We start from the raw sequence: 25,732 nt of genomic DNA on the forward strand, positions 1-25,732 counted from the left end.
CGCTCGTGAGGAGACCATGGCCCAGGCCGCAGCCGCGAACGTGAAGACCCGGGCAGCCACGCCGGCCAAGGTGTGGAGGTGGTCCGGCAAGACCCGGCAGGGCGAGGTGCGCTCCGGCGAGATGGAGGCGCAGGACGCCGCCGCCGTGGAGGCGCGCCTCCGGCAGATGGGCATCGAGCCGGCCAAGGTGCGCCGCAAGCCCAAGGAGATCCAGCTCAAGATCCCGGGGATGAGCGGCGTCACCACCAAGGACCTGCTGGTCTTCACGCGCCAGTTCTCCGTGATGATCGACGCCGGCCTGCCGCTGGTGCAGGCCCTCGACATCATCGCCACCCAGGCGGACAACGCCGAGTTCCGGAAGGTCCTCTCGACGGTCAAGGTCAAGGTGGAGTCCGGCTCGACCTTCGCCGACGCGCTCGGCGAGCACCCGAAGGTCTTCGACGAGCTGTTCGTCCAGCTCGTGCGCGCCGGCGAGATCGGCGGCATCCTCGACACCATCCTCCAGCGCCTCGGCGCGTACATCGAGAAGAACGAGAAGCTGAAGCGGCGGGTGAAGGGCGCGATGGTGTACCCGGCCATCGTGCTCACCGTCGCCGTCGGCGTGGTGGCCGTCCTGATCGCGTTCGTGGTCCCGACGTTCGAGAAGATGTTCAAGGACTTCGGCGGAGCGATGCCGGCGCCCACGCAGTTCCTCATCGACATCTCGCACGGCTTCCGGAACTACTGGTACGTCTTCGTCGGCGTGCCGGTCGTGCTGTTCGTCGCGTTCAAGGTCGCCACGCGAAAGGGGCGCGGCCAGGAGATCTGGCACGACCTCGTTCTCAAGATGCCGGTGTTCGGACCGCTCATCCGCAAGGTGGCGGTGGCGCGCTTCACGCGAACGCTGGGCACCATGCTGTCGTCGGGCGTTCCCATCCTCGACGCGCTCGAGATCGTGGCAAAGTCCGCGGGCAATCGGACGATCGAGCGCGGTATCATGTACGTCCGCGCCAAGATCTCGGAGGGCAAGAACATCGCTGGACCGCTCGCCGAGACGAAGGTATTTCCGGCCATGGTGGTGCAGATGATCGGCGTGGGCGAGGCGACGGGCGCGATGGACGCCATGCTCAACAAGATCGCCGACTTCTACGACGACGAGGTGGACGTCGCGGTCGGCGCGCTCACCAGCATGATCGAGCCGCTGATGATGGTGTTCCTGGGCGGCACCGTCGGGTTCTTCATGATCGCGATGTACATGCCGATCTTCAACATCGCGGGCACGATCAAGTAGCCCTGCGGGCACGATGAGCGGAACCGAGGCAGAGCCGGCGCTTCGCAGAAAGCTCGTCTGGCTCACCTTCTTCCGCCTGGTGACGGTCACCGTGCTGCTCGGCGGCACGGCGCTGGTCGGCTGGCAGGTCGGCGGGGAGGCGGGCGCGTACCTCGCGCCGCTGTACGGCGTCGTCGCCGCCACGTACGCGGGCTCGCTGGTGTTCGCCGTCGCGCTGCGCCGCAACGCCGGGCTGGTGGCGGTGGCCTACGCCCAGATCGCGCTGGACGTGGCGATCGCGTCGGCGGTGGGATCGCTCACCGGCGGCGTCGAGAGCGTGTTCGTCTTCATGTTCTCGCTGGCCGTCGTGAACGGCGCCATCCTGCTCTATCGGCGCGGCGCCGTCGCGGCGGCCGGGATGGCGCTCCTCGGATACCTGGTCATGCTCGCCGCCACCTGGCGCCCCGGCTCGGCGCCGGTGGTGACCGTCTTCGCGCACGGCGGCGCGTTCGTGGTGACCGCGGCGCTGGCGTCGTATCTCGCCGAGCTGCTCCGCAGCACCGGCGAGCGCCTGGCGGAGCGCGAGGGGGACCTCGAGGCCATCACCGCGCTGCACGAGTCGATCGTGCAGTCGCTGACCAGCGGGCTCGTGACGGTGGACCGCGCCGAGCGCGTGACCTTCCTGAACGCTGCGGCCGAGCAGGTGACGGGGATCCAGCTGGCCCGCGCGCTCGGACGGCCCATCCACGAGGTGCTGCCGTTCCAGGCCGGCACCGGACGCGACGAGGTGGAGTGGTCGAACGCCCGGGGCGAGCGGCTCACCCTGGGCTACACGGTCTTCCCGCTCATGGGGCGGGGCGGCGCAGCGATCGGCTCGGCCGCCATCTTCCAGGACCTCACGCGGCTGCGGGCCATGGAGCAGGCGTTCCAGCGCAGCGAACGGCTCGCCGACCTGGGACGGGTCGCGGCCGGCTTGGCCCATGAGCTTCGCAACCCGCTCGCGTCCATGGCGGGCTCGGTGGAGCTCCTCCGCGCGCAGGCGACGCTCGGTGGCGACGAGCGTCGGCTCCTCGACATCGTGCTCCGCGAGGCGTCACGCCTGGACGAGCTCGTCACCGAGTTCCTCCGCTTCGCGCGTCCCTCGCCGCTCAGGCCTGGCGCCGTGGACCTGGCCGGCCTGCTCGACGACGCGTTGCGTGTGTTCGCGCACGACCCCACCGCCGCCGGGCTGGTCCTGACGCGCGACCTGGCCGCGGCGCCGGCCGCCTGCGATCCCGACCAGATCCGCCAGGTGGTGTGGAACCTGCTCCGCAACGCCGCCCAGGCGCTCGGGGGCGGGGGGGGCGGGAGCATCGCCGTCGCGTGTGGCCGCGAGGACGGTGGGGCGTGGTTCGCGGTCGAGGACGACGGGCCGGGGATCCCGGCGACCGAGCGGGAGCGCATCTTCCTCCCGTTCCACACCACCAAGGAGCGTGGGACCGGCCTCGGGCTGGCGGTGGTGCAGCGGATCGTGGACGCACACGGCGGTCGGGTCGAGGTGCGCTCGGCCCCAGGCGAGGGCGCGCGCTTCACCGTCCACCTGCCCGGCCCCGCGCGCGTGGCCGAGACGGGGTAGGATCCGGGAGCCATGGCGAAGATCCTGGTGGTGGACGACGAGCAGTCGATGCGCGAGTTCCTCGAGATCCTGCTGCGCAAGCAGGGCCACGAGGTAGTCGCGGCGGCGAGCCTCGGTGCCGCGCTCGCGTGCGCCGCGGACGGCGACCTCGACCTCGTCCTCTCGGACCTTCGCCTGGGCGCGGACAGCGGGATCCAGCTGCTCGAGGCGGTCAAGCGCGAGGCGCCGGGCACCGAGGTGATCATCCTCACCGCGTTCGCCACCACCGAGAACGCCATCCAGGCGATGAAGCTCGGCGCCTACGACTACGTGCTGAAGCCCTTCAAGGTGGAGGAGCTGAAGCTGGTGATCGAGAAGGCGCTCGAGCACCGTGGGCTGGTCGCCGAGAACCGGGTGCTGCGGCACACGGTGGGCCGGCGCGGAGGCGACGGGGAGGACGCCGAGCTCATCGGCCGGTCGCCCGCCATCGAGGAGGTCCGCGCCCTGGTGGAGAAGCTGGCCCGGACTCGGACCACGGTCCTCATCAGCGGCGAGAGCGGGACTGGCAAGGAGGTCGTGGCGCGCGCCATCCACGCGCGCGCCGGCCACCGGCAACCCTTCGTCGCCATCAACTGCGGTGCCATCCCGGAGGGGCTGATCGAGAGCGAGCTGTTCGGCCACGAGAAGGGCAGCTTCACCGGTGCGACCGAGGCGAAGGCCGGGCTGTTCGAGGTCGCCGGCGCCGGGACGCTGTTTCTGGACGAGGTCGGCGAGCTGCCGCCGCCGGTTCAGGTGAAGCTCCTGCGCGCCCTGCAGGAGCGGAAGCTTCGCCGGGTGGGTGGGAGCGCCGACCTGGGCTTCTCCGCGCGCATCGTGGCCGCCACCAACCGCGACCTGGCCGAGGAGGTCCGGGCGGGCCGGTTCCGGGAGGACCTGTACTACCGCCTCAACGTCATCCAGCTCCGCATGCCCGCCTTGCGCGAGCGGCGCGAGGACCTGCCGCTGTTCGTCGAGCACTTCCTGGGCCGCTTCACCGCGGAGCAGGGCCGGGCCCGGCCTGCGCTGAGCCCCGAGGCGGAGCGGCTGCTGCTCGCCCACGACTACCCGGGTAACGTGCGGGAGCTCGCGAACGTGGTGGAGCGCGCGCTCACGCTCTGCGATGGCGGCAGGATCGTCCCGGGCGACCTCCCGCACGCGCTTCGCGGGGCCGCCGCACCGCCGGCCGCGGCGAGCGCACCGCCGGCGCTCCCCGAGGCCGGGATCGACCTCCAGGCGCACCTGGACGCGATCGAGCGCGCCCTGCTGGAGCAGGCGCTGGAGCGCGCCGGCGGCGTGAAGACCGAGGCCGCGCGCGTGCTCTCGCTCAGCTTCCGCTCGCTGCGGTATCGGCTGGCCAAGTTCGGGATCGCCGGCCGCTGAGCCGGCGATCCCGTCCGATCACTCGCAGCTGGCCGCATCGGAGGTGGCCGCGTGCCGGCACGCGTGCAGCGGCTCGCTCACCTCCATGAACCCGAAGTCCATGGTCGGATCGATCGGGTCCGTCATGCCTACGTTCGTGGCGCCGCGCTCCGGGTTCACCGCGGTGAGGCCCACCGCGATCTGCCCGGCCTGGTTGACGAACACCGTGGGCTGGTCGGCCTGGGTGGGGACCAGCAGGGCTGCCTTCATCGAGCGGACCACGTTGCCGCTCTCGTCCTTGAACCGCGAGGGCAGCCCGCCCGTCTCGATGTTCGCGCCGTACTTGGTCGCGATGCGCCGTGCCTCGGTCGTGCCGCACTTGGAGACGGGCTTCTCCGAGCCGTGTACACAAGACGTGGCGTCGATCGTGCCGGAGGCGCGCTGCACCGTGTTCCAGTAGATGTCACCGAGCGTCGAGGTGCCGGAGGACGTGCGCTCGTCGGCCCAGTACACGTTGTACGTGTAGCCGTCCGCTTCCACGGTCGGACCCTGGTTGTAGTACATCGCCCAGCCCGGCGAGGTCGCGTCGGCGAGCGGGCTCGGGTTCGTCGCCGTCGCGGAGATCGTGACCAGGCCCGGGCTCGCCGATCCCGAGAAACCGTAGGAAGCGTCCAGGCCAGTCTGGTTCAGCCACAGGCGCGCGCCGTCGTACGTCGCCGCCGAGGTCGCGCTGTCGAACGGCGCGCGCGGGCCCGTCTCGTCGAACACGAGCAGGGAGTAGAAGAAGTTGCCCCGGCTGATCTGCCCGGTGAGGGGGACCTCGGCGCCACGGGTCTCGATCCCCGGCCGGCAGTCGTAGCCGTCCGCGTTGAACGTGCAGCTGGCGGTCATCTTCTTCTCGGTGCTCGGCGCCGCCGTCGTGCTGCTCGGCTGCGGGCACCAGATCTTGATCTGGGCGCGGGCGCTCACCACGGTGGCGCCGGCGGCCGCGCAGCCGGGACCGGCGTTCTCGCTGCCGCTCGCGGTGAGGACGTTGGTGCTCGTGGCGCAGGTCGAGTGCGAGAGGCCTCGCTTGATCCCGCCGAGGCCGTAGCTCTCGAACAGGTTGCCGCCCGTGGGATCGGCGGTCGTCGCCTCCAGCGGCATCTCGACCTTGCAGCCGCGCAGCACGCAAGCCCGGACGTTGTCCGGCCCGCAGGTGCCGCCGTCCTTGTCGAGCAGGTTGTACCGGTCGCCGGTGCCCGCGAAGACGCGGTAGGCGCCGTTCGAGGGCAGGGGGATGTTGGCCGTCATGTAGAAGAACGGCTGGCCGCCGCAGAAGCGGCAGTCCTGGTTCTGCGTCCCCATCTGGAAGATCCGCCCGCCGTGCCAGTTCTCCACCTTGCCGCTCGTCCCGATCTTGCCGGGGCGGTGGAAGCGCAGCGCCCAGAGCTGGCCGCCGGCGTCGCCGAACGTGGCCGTGTCGAAGAAGTAGTCGTTGGTCTCGCCGGAGGCGCGGCGGGCGCCGCCGCCCCAGCCGACCATGCCCACCACCGCCGGGACCGGGAAGCGGAGGTGCTGCTTCACCGCGTGGGTGGCGTCATACGAGAAGTCGAACACCTCCCTACCCGTCCACACGTCCACCATGTGGACACCGCGACCGCGGACGTACTGAGGATCGAACCCGCCGTTCAGGAACACGACCCAGCGCTCGTGGTATGCGACCTCGCCGGTGCCCACGCTCATCCTGGGCGTGTCGCTGGTCGCCGCGCCGGTGGCGGTGTCGGCCTCGAGCCGCACCGGGCCGATGGGCGGGGCGCGCGGCAGGAAGTCGTCGTAGCTCTCGGCGAAGTCCAGCGTCTCGGGGTCGTTCGGCTGAGGGTAGATCCAGAGGAACGCGGGCGTGCCCGAGCTCGTCGTCGCGTCGGTGACGTCGAGCGCGAAGTAATGCGTGCCGCCGCGCCGCTCGCCGACCACCGCCACCGTGTGGTACTCGCCCGCCTCCTTGATGTCGTTCCGGATCCCGGTCCCCACCGAGTTGCGCGTCCCGTCGACCCACACGTCGCGGACCATGGCGGTGCCGTCCACGAAGAACTGGTGCTTGGGCTCGATGAGCAGGCGCAGCTTCGCGAGCATGTCGGGGGGCAGGAAGGCCCAGACCTCCTCGCCGGTCCCGCGGTCGTAGTAACCGTTGAACGGGGGCAGCGACTCGTCGACGGCGGTGGTGGAAGGGTCGTCCGCGGTCGCGTTGTGGGTGCCGGGCGTCGGGTTCCCATGCCATTCACCCGCGTGGAACGCATGCAGGAGACCGTCATTGGCGCCGACCAGCACGAGCTTGGTGCGGTCCTTGTATGTCGTGCTCTTGGAGTAGCCGTCGTACGCGTCCTTGCCGTTCTTGGTCGGCGTGTCCCACAGGGACTGGAGGCACTGGTTCGACAGGCCGTTCGGGCAGATCACGCCGTCCCGCGGGAGCGGCGGATCGACGACGACCGGCGAGGAGTGGAAGACGTCGCCGAGCATCCAGTCGCGGTCCCACAGGTCGTCCATGGAGGACGGCGGGTAGGAGGAGCGCTTCATCGAGTTGAACAGGTCGGCGCCGAGCACCAGGCGGATGAAGGCCTTGGTGCATGCCATGCGGGCGTCCACGGTCGATCCCTGCACGCTCGCCGCGAAGGTGGACGCGCCGGCGTTCTGGAACTCGGTCGCGAGCGCGTTGCACACGGTTCCGCCGCCCAGGCCCAGGTAGGGCATGATCGCGCTCGCGACGGTGTCGTTTGCCTCGAGCCGGATCACGCGATCGCTCGCGTCGATCTTGCCGTCGGCGGTGTCGTCCACCACGGTGTACACGCGGCGCGACTTCCACTTCTGGGAGGTGCCGGTCCCGGCCAGCAGGGCGCCGGCGTCCCACCACGGGTTCGCCGGCGCGCTGCTCGCCACCGAGCAGCTCTTCCCGGTGACGCTCGCGCACTTCGGAGCTTGGCCGCACACGGGCGTGCTTCCGGGGTCGGACTTCACGAAGTTGCCGGCGCCGTCCTCGGTGATGAAGTCACCGCTCTGGTTCGCGGTCGTCGACTTGTCCTGGAGGAACACGCTCGTGCACGCACCGTCGCAGTCCAGGTCGCCGGTCCCGGTGCCATCGGCCTTCGCGTCGCAGGCGTTCACGAACTCGCTGTAGAGGTCGAAGCGCAGCACGTGTCCGCGCCAGCGGCTGGTCCCGTTCTTCGGCTCGAAGCGCGGCACGATCACGGCGCGGCCGGACGTCGTCTGCAGCGTCGACACCGTCGCGACCGAGAAGGACGTCGCGCGCTCGTTGATCTTCTCGAGGATGTAGGTCAGCCCCTCGGCGAGAGTCTGCGGGTTCTCGGCGGGGACGAACTTGCCTCCGCCCGCCTCCGCCGCGGCGTGGAGGATGGTCCGAGCGTCCGGGAGCTGGCTGGTGGCGAAGCCCACCGTGTACGTGTCGAGGACCTGCTTCCCGCCGTTTCTCTTGCAGTCCCAGGTGCTCTCGGCGTTGTCGCGGAGATCCATGTTGTGCATGTACCAGGCGACCTTGGCGAGGCTGTCCTTCCAGGCGGCCGTGCCGCTGAAGTTCGCGCACTGCGGGCAGTCGGTCGAGGTGATGTCCTTGATGCCGGTGGTGGTCGCCCCGGCGTACTTGCCGCTGGTGGTGTCCGCGAGCGTGGTGGCGCCGGACGGGAGCCGATCGCCGTCGTTCGGGGTCAGCCCGCTCCCGGGCGACGGCTCGCCGTCGGTGAGGACGACCACCGACGAGGTCTGGCACAGGTAGCAGATCGAGTACTGGTTGGCGTTCGACGAGGACTCGTAGGACGAGGTGTTCCTCTCCCAGCTCGGCCCGAACCAGGAGAGGCCCGGCGAGTGGTAGTACCGGCCCACGTCGAACAGCGACATGGCGAGCGGCGTGCCGCCCGCGAACGTGGTGACCGCATTGACCGCGCTCACGAACGCGGCCCGGTTGCTGTCGAAGTTGGAGCTGGTGTTGAACTCCATCTGGCAGCTCGGGTTGAAGTCCTTCTGCAGCGTCCAGCCGCTCGGGTAGTCGAAGGTCGCGAGCGCCATGCGGATCCGGCTGCGCTTCGCGATCACGTCCTTGACGGTCTTGCGCGCCACCAGGAACTTGGGCGGGAAGAAGTTGAGGTAGTTCCCCGTGTACCAGACGGACGGGAACCGATCGCCGTTGGTGTCCTCGAGGATGACGCCGTCGTAGTACCAGCCCTTCTTCTCGAGGCAGGACTGGCAGATCTCGGCGCGGGTGCGCAGGCCCTGGGGCGCGGTTCCCTGCGTGGCGCAGAACTCGGCGATCGTGGCGGGGTCGTTGTTCGCCTTGCGCACCGGGAAGACCGCATTGTCGGTCCAGCCGTTGCCGAAGTTGGTCCGGAAATCCAGGTTCGTCCGCTCGTAGTTCCACTCGCCGGCGACCACCGGGACGTAGTTGGCGTCGTGGAACACGAGGTCGCGGCCGAAGAACGCGGGCTTGCCGTTCGCGGTGGTCTCGGTCCCGCTCGGCGACTGCGAGTAGAAGTCCGGGTCGAAGCCAAGGCCGCCGGTCTGCTGGTTGTTGGACGACGTGTAGTACGGACAGTTGATGTACTCGCGCGCGTAGTCCACGCCGCCGGTGACCACCGCGGCGTGGCCGGCGTACGGGCTGCCGACGGCCACCGTCGCGGCGCTGCCGCAGGGCGTGTAGAAGCGGCGCGTGGGGATTGACGCGAGCATCGGGTTGTCGCCCACGTTCGGCGTGGCGTTGAACACCGGGTCGTCGTTGCACCCCACCACGCGCGCCGAGGCGAACGCGAGGTTCTGCTGGGTGCTGCTGGCCGGGTTGTCGATGAGGGCGCCGGCGGGGAGGGTGGGCTTGCAGTGACCGCCCGTGCACGTGTACCGCGCCGGGCACTGTGAGTCCGCGGTGCACGCCTGGCTCGAACCGCCCAGCGAGCCGGGGCCGTCGGGCGGGAGGCGCTGCATCGAGCCGGAGGTGTCCAGCAGGAACATGATGTTCGGGAAGGTGGTGTCCTCGCGCGTGATGAACTGCTGGTCCTCGCCCGCGGGCGGGTTGAGCCACGTGTCCATCAGGCTCGAGACCATCAGGTTGCGCGCGGCGTCGTCACCGCAGGTGGTCTGCGAGCGGGTGTCGCCGGGCGTGAGCAGCAGCGTCAGGGCGGCCAGGCCGGCGGCACGGAGGGCGATCGCGATGGGCTTGCGGGTGCGCATGGTCCGCCTCCTACAGGATGATGGCCGTCACGAACTCGACCTCGAGCGGGCGGCCGCGCCGGTCCTTGCACTTCGCGACCACCGTGTAGCCGGTCGCGGTGTTCAGGCCCTGCATGAAGTTGAACGAGTTGGTGAGGTCGGTGGCGGTCGGCGTCGAGGCCGTCGTGACGGTGTTCTTGAGCACGACCGAGCTGACGGTCACGTCCGGATCGCTGTCGTAGTGCGACGGCGCCGTGAGGACCGTGCCGTCGGGCAGGGTCACCGAGCCGGCCACGTTGCCCGACTCGAGATACCCACGGCCGTACCGCGCCAGCTCCGCCCAGATCTGCAGGCGCGCGGCGGCGGCGCACGCGTACAGCTGGTCGCGCTGGGTCTTGCCGGACGCGTTGATGCGCTCCTGCGAGCCGAGCGAGACCGCGGCCACGCCGATGACGGCCAGCACCATCAGCAGGATCACCGTCAGGATCAGGGTGGAGCCGCTCGCGCGGTGGGGCAGGGGACGGGGGACGGACATGCCAGCCTCGCTAGAACCCGGTGATGGACCGGACGGTCATGTTGGGAAGGTTCACCACGGCCTCGACCCGCGTGCGCTGGAAGCCGTCGGTGCCGCTCGCGATCTTCGGCGCGCCCGTCACCCAGTCCGGTGCGCCGGACTGGTTCAACAGGGCGAAGGACGAGTCGACCACGAACGTCGCCCGGGCCGAGGGATCGGGCTGCGGCGAGCGCGCGACCAGGGCGAGCCGCACCGCCCGGATGTTGGCCTGGTGCCTGGTCTGACGGATCGGGTCTGAGTACCGATACGAATAGAAGCTGGAGGGCGTGTAGACGGCTCGGGTCGTGGAGGTCGCGGACCCGGAGAACTTGGTCGGGATGATGGCGCCGTCGGTGAGCACGCTCTGGTCGTCGTTTGCTTCCCCGAACGCGATGGCCGTCCCGGCGGTCGCGCCGGCGGGGGCGATGGCCGGGTTCGCGAACACGTAGGCGACCTGGAACGCTTCGACCCCCTCCGCCACGATCACCTCGTCCTTCTCGTCCACCACACCATCGGGCGCGCCGTCGGCGGCCCCCGTCGTATCGAGGCCGCGATCGAGCACCAGGTACGGGTCGAATGTCCCGTCGGCACGCGCCACGGGCCGGACATGGAATCGGTACCGGTCGACCTGGAAGGCGCGGCAGCCACCCATCGTCGCGGCGACGTCCTGCCGGCGGAACGGATCGGTCAGGACGACGTCCTCGAGCTCCACGTCGACGTTTCCCGCGGACGTGACCGCCGCCCGGCTCTTCACGGTGAAGTAGGCGTAGCGGAGCTCGCCGGGGCAGACGACCTGCAGGATCTGTCCCCTGAGGAAGTCGTCGCCGGCCCGCGCCTCCAGCGTGGCGTGGGAGGCGTCGGGCAGCGCGACGAACGTCCAGGCGTTCCCGCGAAGGGCGCCGGCATGCCCCTCCGGCGGCACCCAGTAGCTCGGGTTGCGTGCATAGAACACCAGCTCGTCCGCGTCGGCGATGCTGTCCCTCCCCGGCGGGCACGTCGTGTTCGCGGGGCAGAACGCGGGCGCGTAGAACTGGAAGTCCAGGGCGAGGGAGCCGTCGAGCCCCCACCCGGCGAGCGGGAGCTTCTGCTCGAGGTACAGCAGCGCGGTGCGTGCGTTTCCCTGCGTCGCCCGCTGTCGCTGTCCGCCGAAGAAGGCGCGCTGCTGCGAGCTCGAGGCCGCGATCACCGCGGCAAGAACGATGGATACCACGCCGGTCGCGATCATGATCTCGACGAGCGTGAAGCCGAGGCGGGAGCGGATCATGCGGATCACCGGTAGGCCGAGGCGTTGACCGTCGAGGCGCCCAGGTTCGGGATCTGGACGTAAAGGGTGATGGCCCGCGGTCGCGTGATGGTGCGCTCGTGATAGACGACCGACACCGCCGCGAGGCGGACACCCGAGGCAGCGTTGGACGTCGCCACCTGCCAGATCGACCAGCGGCGACGATAGAGCGGCTTCGATGGGTCGAGCGGGTCCGACGGCAGCGCGGAGTCCGGCTGGACGCCCACGACCTTCAGCGACGGATAGGCGGAGGTCGTTCCGGTGAGGTACGCGTCGTCCCAGTCGCGCCATCCGGACGTGGCGAGGTTCCCGGATGCGTCCAGCGGATTGCCGAAACCGCTGGGCGGCGCGTCCGCGATCGTGTTCGCGACGAGGAGGGCGTCCAGCGACGGATCGAGGCGTTCGAGCCCGGCGGCCAGCTCGCGTGCCAGCTCCTGCGCCGTGCCGTTGGACCTCGCGCCCTCGTTGGACGTGAAGCCGATCACCTGAAGCCGCATCAGCCCCAGGATCCCGATGAGCAGCAGCGTGAGCGAGATCATCGCCTCGATGAGCGTGACCCCTCGCATGCCGGAGTTGCGAGCTCGCCGCATGGCGCCTCCTAGTACGTCGCGACCTTGACGATCCCGGTCGGGAACGACACCACCAACCGGCGCCGCTGACCCGCGTTCAGTTCGGCCGAGGTGGTGATCGCGACCGCCACCCCACTGAGTCGAGGGCGCGACGCGCCCGCGTAGACCGGCCGGACCTCGCCGTCGGCGCCGAAACGGATCGCGACGCGCCCGCCGGCCGCGACGGAGGGGTCGAAGACCTTGACCTGCTCGAACGGCGCTTCCGACGAAGTCCCCGCTTGTCCCAGATCGAACGCTTGCCATCTGGGCAGCGTGACGACGTCCTCGACCTGCGCGGCGGTGGCCGGCGATGCGGGGTCGAAGCCCGCCAGCGTCCAGCCAGCCTCAGGGCGCTTGAGGATGAATAGACGGACGCAGCTCGCCTGGGCGAGGAGGCCGCAGCCCGAGCCGGTGAGGTCGTCCGCGTTCACCAGCACGGCGAGGACGTCCTGCTGCTCGTTCAGCGCCTCGGTCTTCAGCGCCTGAAGCCGCATTCCGAGGTCGAACGCCGCGGAAGCCGAGCTGGCGTTTCGCTGAGCGGCCACGAACCTGGAGCCGGCGACGGCCGCCAGGATTGCCACGACGGCGACCACGATCACGAGCTCGAGGAGCGTGAAGCCGCGGGGGTTCCGGTTCATGCCGCGGGTGAGAAGCAAGGCGCCTGCCTCCGGAGGGGCGCCGCAACACGCCGACAATCCAGAGCTTTGTCTGCGGGAGCGCATCAGGATCGACAAAGCGTGGAGGGGATCGACAAAGTTTGCATGTGGGAGTCGCACGCCCGCGGCGCGCGGCGCCCGCGCGGCTCAGGGACGGGCGAGGCGATCGGCGGCGATGCGCCGCGCCCGCGCGTAGGAGTCGGGAGCGATCTCGAGGAAGCGGGCGAAGAGCGGCCGCGCATCCGCGGGCCGGTTCGAGCTCGACAGCAGCACCGCCAGGTTGAAGATCGCTTCCGGGTCTCGGGGATCGAGCCGGATCGCCTCGCGCAGCTCGGCCTCCGCTTCGGCGCCGCGTCGCTGCGTCAGCAGGACGCCCGCGAGCTGCACGTGCGGAATCGCCGACGTGGCATCGAGCTCCGCCGCCCGCCGCAGCGGAGCCTCGGCCTCACGGAAGCGCCGCACCTCGACCAGCGCGGTTCCGAGGTTCAGGTTCGGCCGCATCTTGTTCGGAGACTTCGCGGCCGCATCGGTCCAGAGCGCGACGTCGCTCGCCCAGACCCGGTTACGGGCGAGGGTGGCAGCAGCGAGCACGCAGGCGAGGCCGATTCCTGCCAGGGCGGCGGCACGCGGCGCGACTTCCACCCCGACCGCCCGGCGCGCGGCGAGCAGGATCCCGACGGCGGCGGCGACGAAGAAGCCGACCGAGGGCAGGTAGACGCGGTGCTCGTTGATCACGTCCACGATGGGGATGATGGTTGATTCGACCGCGAGCGCGACGAACCACCACGCGACGCAGAACCCCACCAGCCGGGCCGCGGGATCCGCCGGCCTGCGCGCCCGGGCGGAGGTCCGTGCGTACGCCCACGCCCCGGCGCACCCGATGGCGGCGAGGACCGCTATCGCGGAGAGAACCTCGGGGGCTAGGAACGACCGGTAGATCGGGTAGTCGTGGTCGACGTTCTGCCCGACGGGCATGAGCAGCAGGAACAGGTACGTGACCACCACCGGCACCTGCGTGAGGAAGTACTCGAGGCGGCCGAGGTCGGTCTGCACGCGCGTGGCGGCGAGCGCCGTGGTCGCCACGTCCTCGCCGCCGGGAATACCTCGTACGGCAAGGAGGACCGTGAGCGGAACGATCGCCGCTGTGGCGAGGATGGGCCAGAGGCGCCGCAGCCGCCGGCCGTCCGGTTCGAAGAACGTGATCTCGTACAGGGTGACCGCGAACGGGAGCGTGAACGCGATCTCCTTCGTCCTCATGGCGAGCACCGCGCACGCGAGCACGCCGGCGTACACGGCCCGGCGCCCCCAGCGGTGCCGGGCAGCGTCCATCAGTCGCCAGCGCGCGTAGAGAACCACAGCGCCGACGTAGAAGAGCGCTGTCAGTGAAGTCATCCGCTGAACGATGTAGGTGACGGCCTGCGTCTGCAGCGGGTGGGAGACGAAGAGGGCCGCGGCGACGAGAGCCACCGTGCTCGCGTGCGGCGCCAGGGCCGACGGCGCGAGCCGCGGCGCTCGGAACGCGGCGATCACCAGCGCGTACACCAGCGTCGATGTGAACAGGTGGATTGCGATGTTCGCCCCGTGATACGCGGTTGGATCGCTGCCGCCGAGGCGGTAGTTCAGCGTGAAGGACAGGTAGGCCACGCTGCGGTTGGGGAGCTCGCGCCAGCCGGGGCCGTTCCAGCCAAAGGCCGAGGCGTCCCGAAGGATGGGGTTGTCGCGGACGTGATCCACGTCGTCGAAGACGAAGGCCCCGCGCCAGGCGTTCGCGTAGGCGGCGAGGCCGAGCAGGATCACCGCGGCGAGGGCCGCGACGTGGGCGGAAGACCGGCTGATCCCGTCGATGCGAGCGCCCGGCGTGGGGCCGCCGGCGTGCGTCACCGGAAGTCCCGGCGCTCGAAGGCAGCCGCCGCGAGCGAGAGCATCGCGCCGGTGTAGAGCAGCGCGTACGCGCTCGCGAGCCAGACCGAGGCCGGCGGGGCCTCGCGGTAGATGACCTCCGCGTTGAGCGAGAGCGCGGAGAGATTGGGCAGGACGTACCAGAGCGCCTTGCCCACTCCAGACCCAGCGCCTTCCCAGAGCGTGCGGAGGTCGTTCGACAGGTGTCCCGCGATGGTGACGGCGAGCGAGAAGATCGCGGCGAGCGTCGGCGTCGTCAACGACGAGAACAGGACGGCCACCGCGGCCACCACCAGGAACTGCACCCCCATCATGAGGAACGCACCGAGAAGCGGCCGGTCGATGGGAGAGAGCGAGCCGGCATCGAGACACAGGAGCGCCGCCAGACAGACGGCCATGACCAGCATGTTCAGCCAGAGGGTCGCCGCGAGCCCCAGGTAGCGGCCGACGAGGTATTGCGCGCGAGACATCGGCTTCGCGACCACGGGGTACACGACACGCCGCTCCACGTCGCCCGCGATCGTCGTCGCGCCCAGGAACACGGCCGTCAGGGACCCCATCAACTCCATCGCGGTCAGGCCGAGATCAGCCGCGATCCGATGCGTGTAGCCCACCGTGAGCTGCGAGGCGAGCGAGCTGACCACGACCAGCAGCAGCGCGAACAGCAGGAGGTTCACCTGAAGCTTGCGCCGGAGCGCCTCCTGCAGCGTCACCTGCGCCATGGCGAGCACCTTCACCGCACGCTCCCTTCTGCCGAGTGGATCATCAACTGCTGCCGCCGCAGGAGGGCGCGCTGCTCGTCCTTCGTCGGTGGCGGCGCCAGGCGACGTGCGCTCACCGACGAACGGACGCGCCCATCGGGATCGAGGAAATACGACCCGCCGAACGGATCCGGTGGGATGCCGGTGACCAGCCCGTCGTGCTCGAGCTGCGCGAGCGCGACCGGCGGGAAGCCGTGGCGCCCCTCGAACACGTGCGCAGCATCCTCGAGCAACGCGGCGTCGCGCTCCAGCACCGCCTGATCGAGCTGCTTCCGGAGCGCCTTTCGTGACTCGTCGTCTTCCGCGCGCTCATACAGATGGGTGAGGAACCTGACGGCTGCCTCCGGCGCATCACCCTTCACGTACATCGCAGAGACGTACTCCGCTAGGTGCGCCGGCGCGTTGGGGCGGCGCGAGGCGACCTCGAACCAGCGCGCGGCGGCCGCGTAGTCGCCCTCGTACAGGAACGCGTTCACCGCACGGTGGAATGGGATGATGTAGCGATCCGGCACGTTCCGGACGCCCTTCTCCAGGAGCGCGTTAGATTCGCCGACGCGGCCCTCGCTGGCGAGCACGTTGCCGCCCACCTGGTATACGTAGCCGTGCTGCGGGTCGAGATCGGTGATCAGGTCGAGGGCGGGAAAGAGACGGTCCCACCCGCGCTCGGCTGCCCGAGGCTCGCCCATGTACTGGACCGCCTTCAGCCACCAGAGGTTCGCGGCCAGCGTGGGATGTCCCACCGACCCAAGCCGCAACGCCGCCGGGCGCGGGACGTAGAGGATGTCGTACGGGCGCTGCTGGGCAACCTCGATGCGAGATGCCGCCACGACCATCAGCAGGCCGAGGGCGACCGCCAAGCAGAGGTGAGCGAACGCGCGCCGCGCCACGATAGAGGGGTCAGGGAAACAGAAGAGGCAGCGCCCCCATGATGACCGGGGGCGCTGCCCGAGACAAGTCGGCGACTAGAAGATCGTTTCGTCCTGCACGATTGGCTGGCCGAAGGGGATGGTGCCGTCGCTCGCCGTCGGGAATGCGACGGAGGTCGGGCAGCCCGCAGCCGTGCTCCCGCCCGTGGCCGGGTTGCCGTCGCTCCCCAGCGTGGGCTTGAACAGGTAGACGCAACCCTGGGACGCATTCCCGTCGATGTCCGAGAGGGCCCACACGGTCAGGTGCAGGCCGGTGGTGCCCGAGGTCTCGGCGGTCGTGGCGACGTGATAGCACCCGTAGGTTGCGCCCTCGACCGACCAGTCGATCTTCGCGGCTTCGGTCATGTCAGCGGCGACCCAGGGGTTCTTCGCGGTGCCGGGGCTGCAGCCGTCCGGGAGCGCGGCGAGGGCCATGTACTGCCCATTCGTCCGCTCCGTCTGTCGCAGCGCCTCCTCCGACTTGAAGACGCTGTTCACGTTCTCGCGCAGCTCGCTGAACTTCGCGCGGAGCTGGTAGCGGAGGAAGTTCGGGATGGCGATCGCGGCGAGGATCCCGATGATCGCGACGACGATCATGAGCTCGATGAGGGTGAAGCCCTTGGCAGCCTTCTTCATGAGACCTCCGGAGATGTGGGCCGCGGTGTGAGCCTCGCGGCCCCGCGGACCGGGCTCTGACGACCGCCCGGCAGAGGGGCTGCCTAGCATCGGGGGTGCCAGCGGCCGGGCGTTCGCAAACACCCGATCCGACATGGACGGCCGAAACCCGCAGTGACGGAACGCGGCGCCCGGCCCGGGTCGGGTGACGTTTTTCGTCACCGGCCCGGCGCCCGTCCCTTTGACACCGGCCGGTGGCCCGCCGATCATCCGCGGCGATGATCCTGAAGACGGAGAAGCTGACGAAGGTCTTCGAGGTGGGCCTGCTCGCGCGCAAGGTCACCGCGGTGGATGCGCTGGATCTCGAGGTCGTCCCCGGGGAGATCTTCGGGTTCGTGGGCCCGAACGGCGCCGGGAAGACCACCACCATCAAGATGCTGATGGGCCTCATCTACCCGACCAGCGGGCGGGCCTCGATCTTCGACGACCCCATCCCCAGCCGGCGCGCCAAGGCGCGCATCGGCTATCTCCCGGAGCACCCCGCCTACTACGAGTTCCTCACCGGACGCGAGGCGCTGCGCTTCTTCGCGAAGCTCTCGGACGTCCCGGGCGCGGAGCGCGACCGCCGCTGCGACGAGCTGCTCGAGCTGGTCGGGTTGACGGCGGCCGCCGATCGCCAGATCCGCAAGTACTCGAAGGGCATGCAGCAGCGGCTCGGCATCGCCCAGGCGCTGGTGGGCGATCCGGCGTTGGTCGTGCTGGACGAGCCGATGAGCGGCCTCGACCCGGTGGGCCGAAAGGACGTGCGCGACCTCATCCTGGAGCTGAAGCGGCGCGGCAAGACGGTGTTCTTCTCGACGCACATCCTGCCGGACGTCGAGAGCCTCTGCGATCGCGTCGGCGTGATCCTGCGCGGCAAGCTGCGGGACGTGGGGCGCATCGACGAGCTGCTCTCCGGGAACGTGCGCGCGGTGGAGCTGACCGCGGCGGTTCCTGCCGCAGCCCGCGAGGCGCTGTCGCACGGGAAGCTCCTGCGCGCCGACGGCGACCGCCTCACGGTGGTGTTCGACGACGCGCTCGCCGCCGACGCGGCGGTGAGCGCGGTGGTGCGCGCGGGTGGCAAGGTGATCGCGCTCACCCCGCACCGCGACACGCTCGAGGACTTCTTCGTCCGCCGCCTGGCCGAGGTCCACGGCGCCGAGCCGGAGCCGAGGGCCGCCGCCGGGGGTGCGTAGGCATGGATCCGGCCATGCCCGGCGTCCCCGCGGGCCTGATCGCGGCCTGGGTGGCGCTGGTCGGCGGCGTGGTGGGCAGCTTCCTCAACGTCGTCATCGCGCGCGTCCCCGCGGGCGAGTCGATCGTCTCGCCGGGCTCGCGCTGCCCGCGCTGCAGGAAGCCCATCGCCTGGTACGACAACGTGCCGGTGGTTTCCTGGCTCGCGCTGCGCGCGCGGTGCCGGAGCTGCGGCGCGCCGATCTCGATCCGGTACCCGCTGGTCGAGGCGCTCGTCGCGGGCGTCGCGCTGCTGGAGTGGGCGCGACACGGGCTCGGCGCGGCCGCGCTGGCAGAGCTGGTGCTGGTCTGCCTCCTGGTGGCGCTCGCCGCGATCGACCTCGACACCTGGCTGCTGCCGCACGCGCTCACCTGGCCGCTGATCGGGACCGGCCTCCTCGCCTCGGCGGCCGGGCTCGGTCCGGCGACGCTGCAGGGCGCCGCGATCGGGGCCGCGGTCGGCTTCGGTGCGTTCGCGGTGATCTCGGTGCTCGGGGAGAAGGTGCTGCACAAGGAGGCGCTCGGGTTCGGCGACGTTTGGCTGCTGGCGGGGATCGGCGCCTGGCTCGGCGTGGGGGCGCTGCTCCCCGTCGTGCTGCTCGCCTCCGTGCAGGGGAGCGTGGTGGGACTGGTGCTGATCGCGCTCGGCAAGGGCCAGCCCGGTCCGCAGGAGCCGGTGGAGCCGCCCGGCCCGCCGGCCGCATCCGCGCCGGGCGATCCCGCCGCGCTCGCCAGCGCCGACGACTGGGTCCCGCCCCGGAACGCCGTCCCGTTCGGCCCGTTCCTGGCTGCGGGGGCGCTGGAGTGGCTCTATCTCGCGGACGTCATCGTGCGCGGGGTCCCGTCTCTCCAGCTGTTCCGGTGATCCGTGCGGCGCGTGGGCCTGGTGCTCCTGCTCGACCTCGTCGCCGCGGCGGCCGCCGGCGCGGTGCTCCTCCTTGCGCTGGGCGTTCCGCCCGCAGCGCGCGGCGTGCTCGGTCCCGCGAGGCTCGCGCTCCTTGCAGCCGCTGCTGCGGCGGCCGTGATCGTCGTGGGGCTGGTGCTGCTGGGACGCTCGGTGGCCCGGCCCGTCGGGCGGCTCCTCGCGTCGGCGCAGAGGCTCGGCGACGCCGGCGGGGGGCTCCCGGTGCTCGCGCCGCCGGGCGAGCCGGAGGACCGCTCGCTCGCGCGTGCGGCCGTGGCGTTCGAGCGGGTGGCGGAGGCGCTCGCGGAGGAGCGCGCGCGCCTGGCCGCGAAGATCGAGGAGCTGGAGGGCGCGAACCGGGCGCTCGCGGAGGCGCGCGCGTCGTGGCTCCGATCCGAGCAGCTCGCGGCGGTGGGGCGGCTCGCCTCCGGCGTGGCGCACGAGGTCGGGAACCCGCTCGGCGCGATCGCCGGCTACGCGGAGCTGGCCGGCGGCCGCATCCGCGCAGGAGAGACCGCGCAGGCGGAGGATCTGGTGGCACGGATCGCGGTGGAGGCGGGGCGCATCGACGCCATCGTGCGCGACCTCCTGGAGCTGGCGCGTCCCACGGCGCCGGCGGTCGCGCCCATCGCCCTGTCCGGGCCGGTGGACGCGGCGCTGCGGCTCGCGCGCGTGCAGGCGCGGCTCCGGCAGGTGCGCGCCGACGTGGACCTGCCGCCGGGGCTGCCGCCGGTGCTGGCGGACGAGGCGCGGCTCGCGCAGGTCTTCCTCAACCTGTTCCTGAACGCGGGCGACGCCATGGGGGGACGCGGGACGCTCCGCGTCGCCGCCCGCGAGGTGGAGGATGCGGTCGAGGTGGAGGTCGCCGACGACGGGCCCGGCATCGCGGCGGAGGACCTGCCGCGGATCTTCGATCCGTTCTTCACCACGAAGCCGCCGGGCGCCGGCACCGGGCTCGGGCTGTCCGTGAGCCATGGCCTGATGGAGGCGATGGGCGGCTCGATCTCCGCCGGCGTCGGGGTGAGCGGCGGCGCCGTGTTCCGCCTGCGCCTCCGGCGCGGGGGACCGCGCCCGGGCCCGTGCTAGAGTCGCGCCGTGGGCCTGCGCAACATCCTCGTCGTCGACGACGAGGCCTCCATCCGGCACCTGCTCTCCGTGATCCTGGTGGACCACGGGTACGACCCCCGCGCCGTGGGCACCGGCGAGGAGGCGCTGAAGGAGCTGGCCGCCCGCGACTACGACCTGGTGCTCACCGACGTGCGTATGCCCGGGATGGGCGGCCTGGCGCTGCTGCGCGAGATCCAGCGTACCGCGCCCGAGCTGATGGTCATCGTGATGAGCGCGTACGGCGCCCACGACGCGGCCATCGAGGCGATGAAGGCGGGCGCCTACGACTACCTCCAGAAGCCGTTCAAGCCGGACGAGGTCGTGCTCGTGCTCCGGAAGGCGGAGGAGCGGGAGCGGCTGGCGCGCGAGAACCGGCGCCTGCGGACCGAGCTGTCGGCGGGGTACAGCCCGGAGCACATGGTGGGCGCCTCCGAGGCGATGCGGGAGGTGTCCCGGCAGATCCGGAAGATCGCGCAGCAGAAGACCACGGTCCTGGTGCAGGGCGAGTCGGGCACCGGCAAGGAGCTGGTCGCGCGCGCGATCCACCAGCTCTCACCCCGGGCCGCCCTCCCGTTCGTCGCGGTCAACTGCGGGGCCATCCCATCGGAGCTCCTCGAGTCGGAGCTGTTCGGCCACGTGAAGGGCGCGTTCACCGACGCGGTGCGCGCGAAGAAGGGGCTCGCGGCGGAGGCCGACGGCGGCACGCTGTTCCTCGACGAGATCGGCGAGCTGCCCCTGGGCCTGCAGGTGAAGCTGTTGCGGTTCCTCCAGGAGGAGGAGGTGCGGCCCGTCGGCGACACCCGCAGCCGCCGGGTGGACGTTCGCGTCGTCGCCGCGACCGCGGTCGACCTCCGCGCCGCCGTGGCGGCGGGCCGGTTCCGGGAGGACCTGTACTGGCGCCTCGACGTGGTGGGGGTACGTCTCCCGCCGCTCCGGGAGCGTCGTGAGGACGTCCCCGCGCTGCTGGATCACTTCCTGGCCCGGTTCCGCCACCTCCGCCCGGAGCTGCCCGGCTTGACGCTGTCCGACGAGGCCCGCGCGGCGCTGCTCGCCCACGGCTGGCCCGGAAACGTGCGCGAGCTCGAGCATGCGGTCGAGCGGGCCGTGGTGCTCGCCGACGGCCCGGTGCTGAGGGAGGAGGACCTGCCCGAGGCGGTGCGCGCGCGGGCGCACGCGACTGCCGCGGCGGACACCGGCGACGGCTCGCTCTCGGTGAAGCGAGCTACCCGCGCGCTGGAGGAGCGGCTCATCCGCGCGGCGCTGGAGCGGACAGGCGGGAACCGCACGCGCGCCGCCGAGCTGCTCGAGCTCTCGTACGGGGCGCTCCTCTACAAGATCAAGGAGTACGGGGTCGGATAGGCCTCACCGAGGCGCCGGCCGTGCGCCCGCCCGCTCCTCCACCGCCCGTATGACGCATAACTAGGCATCAGTTCCCCTCAAGTAGCGCTCGGTCGCCTACAACCGCGGATATCCGCGCAGGCGCCTTTCTTGATCCTTCGGGGGGCGATCGCATAGCGTGGCCCCCGCATGGCCGACCGTTCGCCCAGCGCCCGGACGCCGCCCGCGAAGCCCGCGCGGCGCGCGCCCAACAACGTGCAGCGGCTCCGAGAGGAGCAGCTCCTCACGAAGGCCGAGCTCGCCCGCAAGGCGGGCGTCTCGCCGCTCACCGTGACGCGCATCGAGCACGGCCTCGAGTGCCGCGTCGACACCAAGCGGAAGATCATCCTCGCGCTCGGCCTCACGCCGTCGGATCGGCGCAAGGTGTTCGGCCCCAGCCCCGGGGGGCGCCTCTCGTGAGCCCCGCTCGATCGTTCACCCTGACCTCGCGCTGCGGCGCGAAACCGCTCGAGACGGGGCGCGGGTGCGGTCGCCCGCGCCTCTCGTGAAGGGATCGCCATGGCGAAGAAGAAGCTCGCCGTCGGCCTCGACATCGGCTCCTCGAGCGTGAAGCTCGTGCAGCTCCGCGAGAAGCGGGGCGGCTGGACGCTCGAGGCGTTCGCGACGGCGCCGCTGCCGCCCGAGGCCATCGTGGACGGGGCGCTGATGAACTCCTCCGCCATCGTGCAGGCGGTGCAGGAGGTCCTGGGGCGCCAGAAGGTGAAGGCGAAGGAAGTCGCCATCGGCGTCCGCGGTCACTCCGTGATCATCAAGAAGATCTCGCTCCCGCGCATGTCGCAGGAAGAGCTCGACGAGTCCATCCAGTGGGAGGCGGAGCAGTACATCCCGTTCGACATCAAGGACGTCAACATCGACACGCAGATCCTGACGCCCGAGGGTGACGCCGCCGGGCAGATGGACGTGCTGCTGGTCGCCGCCAAGAAGGACATGATCAACGACTACACCTCGGTCTGCGCGGAGGCGGGGCTCACCGCGACCGTGGTGGACGTCGATGCGTTCGCCGTCCAGAACGCGTTCGAGGTGAACTACGACGGGTCCCCGGACGAGACGGTGGTGCTCATCAACGTGGGCGCCGCGGTCACGAACGTGAACGTCGTGGCGCACGGGATCACCACCTTCACGCGCGACATCACCATGGGCGGCAACGCCTTCACCGAGGAGATCCAGAAGCAGCTGAACGTCTCCTACGACGAGGCCGAGGCGCTGAAGGTGGGCGGGCAGGGCGAGTCCGACGCGGTGATCCCGCAGGAGGTGGAGCGGGTCATCCAGGGCGTCGCCGACCAGCTCGCAGGCGAGGTCCAGCGGTCGCTCGACTTCTTCGCCTCCACGTCGGGCGGGGCGACGATCGGCAGGGTCTACCTGTCCGGTGGGACGGCGCGGATCCCGGCGCTGTTCAAGGCCATCGAGGCGCGCGCCGGCGCGCCGGTCGAGGTGCTGAACCCGTTCAAGAACATCGAGATCGACAACCGCAGGTTCGACCCCGCGTCGATCCTCGCGGCCGCTCCCGCAGCCGCGGTGAGCGTCGGCCTCGCCCTCCGCCGCGCCGGAGACAAGTAGCCATGATCCGGATAAACCTGCTCCCGGTCCGGGTTTCCAAGAAGAAGGAGGCCGGCAAGCAGCAGCTCGTGCTGCTCGCGGTCGTGATCGTCGGCGGCCTCGTGGGCAATTACCTGTGGGCCGCCTCCCGGTCGGCGGACCTCGCCGCGCGCGAAGCGCAGGTGAAGCGGACCAAGGCGGACATCGCCCAGCTCGACCGGATCATCGGCGAGGTGAAGGACATCAAGGAGCAGCAGGCGCAGCTCCGAGAGAAGCTCGAGGTGCTGGATCGGCTCAAGGCCGGCCGCACCGGGCCGGTCAAGATGCTCGACCAGCTCGCGCAGGTCACGCCGAAGCGACTCTGGCTCACCAAGCTCGAGCAGAAGGGCGACGCGCTCGCGTTCACCGGCACGGCGGCCAGCATCGACGAGGTCTCGGAGTTCATGACCGCGCTGAAGGGCTCCCCCTACTTCAAGGACGTGGAGCTGAAGAAGACGAGCGCGAAGACGGACAAGGCCTTCCGGCTGGTGGAGTTCGCGCTCTCTGCGAACGTGGTCTATCCGGGCGTGCCGGCCGTGGCGGCGCCCACCCCGGGGAAGAAGTAGGCGGCCATGGAAAAGCTCATCGAGAACATCGCCAGGGCCTCGACCGCCGCGAAGGTCGGGACCGTCGCGGCGATCGTCATCGCGGTCACCGCGCTCAACTACTTCGCCATGTCGGCGACCTTCGGGCCGTCCATCTCCGAGGTGGAGACGCGCATCGCGAGGGCGAAGACCGACCAGGCCAGGCTGGACCGCGAGTACATCGAGAAGACGTCCATCGCGAACAACCTGAACCAGTTCAGGCGCGAGAAGGAGCTGCTCGAGGAGCGCCTGCGGCAGGCGCTCGCGGAGCTCCCCGAGGACAAGAAGATCGACGAGCTGCTGCAGCTCCTCCAGGATCGTGCGCAGAAGGCGGGCCTGGAGATCGGGACCATCGAGCCGCGGCCCGTGTCCACCGAGCGGTTCTACGCGCGCATCCCCATCCCGATGTCCGTCACCGGAAGCTTCCACGAGATCGCGACGTTCTTCGACGCGCTCGGGCGGATGCAGCGCATCGTCAACGTCACCGACATCGTGCTCGACGGCCCCAAGGACGTGAACGGCAAGATGCTGCTGAACGGCAAGTTCCTCGCGACCACCTTCATGTTCGTCGAGACCAAGGCCGCGACCGCAGCGCCGAAGAAGGGGGGCGCCAAGTGAGCCCGCGCCACCTCCCAGCGCTCCTCGCGTGCGCGCTGCTCGCCGCGGCTTGCGGCGGCTCGGCGCCCAAGCGCGCCGCCGCGCCGAAGAAGCCTGCTGCCACCGCCGTGACCCCGGAGGTCAAGCCCGAGGTCCAGGCCGCCAAGGCCGATGACTGGGTCTACTCCTCGGTCGGCAAGCGCGACCCGTTCCGGAGCTTCCTGGCGGACGTGAGCCAGGCCGGGCCGGGTCTGCAGACCCGTTGCGCCACGCCGCTCGGGAAGTACGAGCTCGATCAGCTCAAGCTTGTCGCCGTGATCACCGGCCTCGAAGACCCGGTCGCCATGGTCGAGGCGCCGTCGGGCGTCGGCTACGCGGTGCGCCGCGGCGCCTGCCTCGGAAAGAACGGCGGCACGGTCGCGACGGTCCGGAGCGGCGAGGTCGTGGTGACCGAGTTCGCCCTGCGCGCCGACGGGACCCGTGACCGAACCCAGACCGTGCTCCGCCTCCCGAAGGAAGCGGCGCTCAACCTCGAGGAGCAGCTCCCATGACTTCCCGCCTGAAGCCCATCGTCGGCCTGCTCCTGTGGGGCGCGATCAGCGCCGCTTCGGCAGCCGAGCCGAACGTGATCCGGGGGATCGAGGTCGGGCAGCGCGAGGGTGCCCTCGAGCTCGAGATCCGCGGCTCGCGCGCTCCGTCCTACTCGGTGTTCAAGCTCCAGGACCCGCCGCGGCTGGTGGTGGACCTGGCCGGCGCCGACGTGTCCGGGGTGAGCTCGCCCATCCAGGTCGGCAAGGCCGGCGTGCTCGCGGTGAGCACCGCGCAGTACAAGGACGAGCGGAGCGCGGTCGGCCGCGTGATCATCGCGCTCGACGGCGCGCGCCGCTACGACGTGGCGCCGCGGGGCGACGCGGTGGTGGTGCGGGTGCTGGAGGCCGAGGCCGCGGGCGTCCCCGCCGCGGCGACCGCCTCCGCGCCGAAGGCGCCGTCCCCGGCCCCCGCGGCCGCGGCCGCGCCTTCGCCTTCGGGCGACGATCACCTGGTCGCGCACCGCGTGGACGAGGGCCCGGCCGGCACCGCCACGCGCATCACCGGCGTCCGCGCCGCCGCCGGCCAGCTGGTCATCGCGACCGACGGCCAGGCCGGCCGCCTCGAGATCCTCGAGCTGCGCGATCCCGCCCGCCTCGCCATCGACGTCCATGGCGTCTCCGGCGCGCCGCGCGCGCCGGTCAAGGTGCGCGGCGCGTTCTCGCAGGTTCGCTTCGGCCGCGACGACGGCAAGGTGCGCGTGGTGCTCGACGCGTCCGGCGCCCTCCCGAAGTACGAAGTGAGGCGCGTGCCCGGCGGCGTGGCCGTGGTCACCTCCGGCGCCGCGCTGGCGTCGGCCGAGCCGGCGCGCAAGGCCGCGCCGGCGCCCCGCGCCGAGCCCGCCGCCCCGGCGGCGGCGCCCGCGGCCCCCGGGCTGGCGCGCATCGGCGACGTCCGCTTCGCGAGCGCCGGCGGCGGCGCCCGCATCGACATCTCCGGCAAGGCGCCGTTCGTCATCTCGCGGCCGACGCGCGCACGGTGGTGCTGACGCTGGACGGCG

Annotated in this window: 22 protein-coding genes; 13 read left to right on the forward strand and 9 right to left on the reverse strand. The window is 71.0% G+C overall.

Annotation, left to right across the window (positions count from 1 at the left end; genetic code table 11):
- The first annotated feature begins 16 nt into the window (after nucleotides 1-16).
- From PSR1_RS05890 to PSR1_RS05900, 3 genes are read left to right on the forward strand one after another with little or no spacing between them, the layout of a single operon-like run.
- Nucleotides 17-1,270 carry a type II secretion system F family protein gene (locus PSR1_RS05890; protein ID WP_059436696.1) on the forward strand — a complete coding sequence of 418 codons (1,254 nt, stop codon included), beginning with the start codon at nucleotides 17-19 and terminating at the stop codon, nucleotides 1,268-1,270.
- A 13-nt stretch (nucleotides 1,271-1,283) separates the two neighbouring features.
- The gene (locus PSR1_RS05895) at nucleotides 1,284-2,864 is read left to right on the forward strand and encodes an ATP-binding protein (RefSeq protein ID WP_059436697.1); all 1,581 of its coding nucleotides are present in this window, start codon (nucleotides 1,284-1,286) and stop codon (nucleotides 2,862-2,864) included.
- A gap of 12 nt (nucleotides 2,865-2,876) precedes the next feature.
- Nucleotides 2,877-4,262 (forward strand): sigma-54 dependent transcriptional regulator, encoded by a 1,386-nt coding sequence (locus PSR1_RS05900; RefSeq protein ID WP_059436698.1) that lies wholly within the window; start codon nucleotides 2,877-2,879, stop codon nucleotides 4,260-4,262.
- Between the two features lie 18 nt (nucleotides 4,263-4,280).
- On the opposite strand, the gene PSR1_RS05905 is transcribed toward PSR1_RS05900, so the two are convergent.
- From PSR1_RS05905 to PSR1_RS05945, 9 genes are all read right to left on the reverse strand, one after another.
- Nucleotides 4,281-9,449, reverse strand: a complete 5,169-nt coding sequence (locus tag PSR1_RS05905) for a pilus assembly protein PilY (protein WP_059436699.1) — start codon at nucleotides 9,447-9,449, stop codon at nucleotides 4,281-4,283.
- 10 nt (nucleotides 9,450-9,459) lie between these two features.
- Nucleotides 9,460-9,963 carry a type II secretion system protein gene (locus tag PSR1_RS05910; protein WP_059436700.1) on the reverse strand — a complete coding sequence of 168 codons (504 nt, stop codon included), beginning with the start codon at nucleotides 9,961-9,963 and terminating at the stop codon, nucleotides 9,460-9,462.
- 10 nt (nucleotides 9,964-9,973) lie between these two features.
- Nucleotides 9,974-11,245 (reverse strand): prepilin-type N-terminal cleavage/methylation domain-containing protein, encoded by a 1,272-nt coding sequence (locus PSR1_RS05915; RefSeq protein WP_059436714.1) that lies wholly within the window; start codon nucleotides 11,243-11,245, stop codon nucleotides 9,974-9,976.
- Nucleotides 11,246-11,250: 5 nt separating this feature from the next.
- Nucleotides 11,251-11,853 (reverse strand): prepilin-type N-terminal cleavage/methylation domain-containing protein, encoded by a 603-nt coding sequence (locus PSR1_RS05920; RefSeq protein WP_059436701.1) that lies wholly within the window; start codon nucleotides 11,851-11,853, stop codon nucleotides 11,251-11,253.
- Between the two features lie 8 nt (nucleotides 11,854-11,861).
- On the reverse strand, nucleotides 11,862-12,527 hold the full coding sequence (locus PSR1_RS05925; RefSeq protein WP_237757834.1) for a prepilin-type N-terminal cleavage/methylation domain-containing protein: 666 nt from the start codon (nucleotides 12,525-12,527) through the stop codon (nucleotides 11,862-11,864).
- A gap of 147 nt (nucleotides 12,528-12,674) precedes the next feature.
- Nucleotides 12,675-14,408 carry a tetratricopeptide repeat protein gene (locus PSR1_RS05930; RefSeq protein ID WP_082100158.1) on the reverse strand — a complete coding sequence of 578 codons (1,734 nt, stop codon included), beginning with the start codon at nucleotides 14,406-14,408 and terminating at the stop codon, nucleotides 12,675-12,677.
- Nucleotides 14,405-15,163, reverse strand: coding sequence for an ABC transporter permease (locus tag PSR1_RS05935; RefSeq protein ID WP_237757835.1), 759 nt, complete (start codon nucleotides 15,161-15,163; stop codon nucleotides 14,405-14,407). The genes PSR1_RS05930 and PSR1_RS05935 overlap by 4 nt, the downstream gene beginning before the upstream one ends.
- A complete protein-coding gene (locus tag PSR1_RS05940; RefSeq protein WP_237757836.1) occupies nucleotides 15,160-16,044 on the reverse strand; it encodes a tetratricopeptide repeat protein in 885 nt (294 codons plus the stop codon). The genes PSR1_RS05935 and PSR1_RS05940 overlap by 4 nt, the downstream gene beginning before the upstream one ends.
- Before the next feature lie 105 nt (nucleotides 16,045-16,149).
- Nucleotides 16,150-16,728, reverse strand: a complete 579-nt coding sequence (locus PSR1_RS05945; protein ID WP_059436703.1) for a type IV pilin protein — start codon at nucleotides 16,726-16,728, stop codon at nucleotides 16,150-16,152.
- 257 nt (nucleotides 16,729-16,985) lie between these two features.
- On the opposite strand from PSR1_RS05945, the gene PSR1_RS05950 reads away from it, so the two are divergent.
- From PSR1_RS05950 to PSR1_RS05995, 10 genes are all read left to right on the forward strand, one after another.
- A complete protein-coding gene (locus PSR1_RS05950; RefSeq protein WP_059436704.1) occupies nucleotides 16,986-17,942 on the forward strand; it encodes an ABC transporter ATP-binding protein in 957 nt (318 codons plus the stop codon).
- A gap of 14 nt (nucleotides 17,943-17,956) precedes the next feature.
- Complete coding sequence (locus tag PSR1_RS05955; protein ID WP_237757837.1) at nucleotides 17,957-18,844, forward strand: A24 family peptidase; 888 nt, start codon at nucleotides 17,957-17,959, stop codon at nucleotides 18,842-18,844.
- 12 nt (nucleotides 18,845-18,856) lie between these two features.
- Entirely contained in the window at nucleotides 18,857-19,969 is a 1,113-nt protein-coding gene (locus PSR1_RS05960) for a sensor histidine kinase (protein WP_237757838.1), read from the forward strand.
- A gap of 9 nt (nucleotides 19,970-19,978) precedes the next feature.
- The gene (locus PSR1_RS05965) at nucleotides 19,979-21,349 is read left to right on the forward strand and encodes a sigma-54 dependent transcriptional regulator (RefSeq protein WP_059436707.1); all 1,371 of its coding nucleotides are present in this window, start codon (nucleotides 19,979-19,981) and stop codon (nucleotides 21,347-21,349) included.
- A 168-nt stretch (nucleotides 21,350-21,517) separates the two neighbouring features.
- Complete coding sequence (locus tag PSR1_RS05970) at nucleotides 21,518-21,787, forward strand: helix-turn-helix transcriptional regulator (RefSeq protein ID WP_059436708.1); 270 nt, start codon at nucleotides 21,518-21,520, stop codon at nucleotides 21,785-21,787.
- Between the two features lie 99 nt (nucleotides 21,788-21,886).
- A complete protein-coding gene (pilM, locus tag PSR1_RS05975) occupies nucleotides 21,887-22,945 on the forward strand; it encodes a type IV pilus assembly protein PilM (RefSeq protein ID WP_059436709.1) in 1,059 nt (352 codons plus the stop codon).
- Between the two features lie 2 nt (nucleotides 22,946-22,947).
- Nucleotides 22,948-23,529, forward strand: a complete 582-nt coding sequence (locus PSR1_RS05980; RefSeq protein WP_059436710.1) for a PilN domain-containing protein — start codon at nucleotides 22,948-22,950, stop codon at nucleotides 23,527-23,529.
- Nucleotides 23,530-23,535: 6 nt separating this feature from the next.
- Nucleotides 23,536-24,165, forward strand: a complete 630-nt coding sequence (locus PSR1_RS05985) for a type 4a pilus biogenesis protein PilO (RefSeq protein WP_059436711.1) — start codon at nucleotides 23,536-23,538, stop codon at nucleotides 24,163-24,165.
- Nucleotides 24,162-24,695 carry a pilus assembly protein PilP gene (locus tag PSR1_RS05990; RefSeq protein WP_059436712.1) on the forward strand — a complete coding sequence of 178 codons (534 nt, stop codon included), beginning with the start codon at nucleotides 24,162-24,164 and terminating at the stop codon, nucleotides 24,693-24,695. The genes PSR1_RS05985 and PSR1_RS05990 overlap by 4 nt, the downstream gene beginning before the upstream one ends.
- Nucleotides 24,692-25,720 carry an AMIN domain-containing protein gene (locus PSR1_RS05995; RefSeq protein ID WP_237757839.1) on the forward strand — a complete coding sequence of 343 codons (1,029 nt, stop codon included), beginning with the start codon at nucleotides 24,692-24,694 and terminating at the stop codon, nucleotides 25,718-25,720. The genes PSR1_RS05990 and PSR1_RS05995 overlap by 4 nt, the downstream gene beginning before the upstream one ends.
- Nucleotides 25,721-25,732: the final 12 nt, after the last annotated feature.

The organism is Anaeromyxobacter sp. PSR-1, assembly GCF_000964525.1.
Lineage (GTDB): Bacteria > Myxococcota > Myxococcia > Myxococcales > Anaeromyxobacteraceae > Anaeromyxobacter.

Bases quoted from the DNA above. Each gene is read 5' to 3' on its own strand.
- PSR1_RS05995 (WP_237757839.1), top strand. From the start codon at position 24,692: ATGACTTCCCGCCTGAAGCCCATCGTCGGCCTGCTCCTGTGGGGCGCG.
- PSR1_RS05955 (WP_237757837.1), top strand. From the start codon at position 17,957: ATGCCCGGCGTCCCCGCGGGCCTGATCGCGGCCTGGGTGGCGCTGGTC.
- PSR1_RS05905 (WP_059436699.1), bottom strand. From the start codon at position 9,449: ATGCGCACCCGCAAGCCCATCGCGATCGCCCTCCGTGCCGCCGGCCTG.
- PSR1_RS05920 (WP_059436701.1), bottom strand. From the start codon at position 11,853: ATGCGGCGAGCTCGCAACTCCGGCATGCGAGGGGTCACGCTCATCGAG.
- PSR1_RS05985 (WP_059436711.1), top strand. From the start codon at position 23,536: ATGGAAAAGCTCATCGAGAACATCGCCAGGGCCTCGACCGCCGCGAAG.
- PSR1_RS05950 (WP_059436704.1), top strand. From the start codon at position 16,986: ATGATCCTGAAGACGGAGAAGCTGACGAAGGTCTTCGAGGTGGGCCTG.
- PSR1_RS05895 (WP_059436697.1), top strand. From the start codon at position 1,284: ATGAGCGGAACCGAGGCAGAGCCGGCGCTTCGCAGAAAGCTCGTCTGG.
- pilM (WP_059436709.1), top strand. From the start codon at position 21,887: ATGGCGAAGAAGAAGCTCGCCGTCGGCCTCGACATCGGCTCCTCGAGC.
- PSR1_RS05910 (WP_059436700.1), bottom strand. From the start codon at position 9,963: ATGTCCGTCCCCCGTCCCCTGCCCCACCGCGCGAGCGGCTCCACCCTG.
- PSR1_RS05915 (WP_059436714.1), bottom strand. From the start codon at position 11,245: ATGATCCGCTCCCGCCTCGGCTTCACGCTCGTCGAGATCATGATCGCG.
- PSR1_RS05890 (WP_059436696.1), top strand. From the start codon at position 17: ATGGCCCAGGCCGCAGCCGCGAACGTGAAGACCCGGGCAGCCACGCCG.
- PSR1_RS05980 (WP_059436710.1), top strand. From the start codon at position 22,948: ATGATCCGGATAAACCTGCTCCCGGTCCGGGTTTCCAAGAAGAAGGAG.
- PSR1_RS05970 (WP_059436708.1), top strand. From the start codon at position 21,518: ATGGCCGACCGTTCGCCCAGCGCCCGGACGCCGCCCGCGAAGCCCGCG.
- PSR1_RS05945 (WP_059436703.1), bottom strand. From the start codon at position 16,728: ATGAAGAAGGCTGCCAAGGGCTTCACCCTCATCGAGCTCATGATCGTC.
- PSR1_RS05900 (WP_059436698.1), top strand. From the start codon at position 2,877: ATGGCGAAGATCCTGGTGGTGGACGACGAGCAGTCGATGCGCGAGTTC.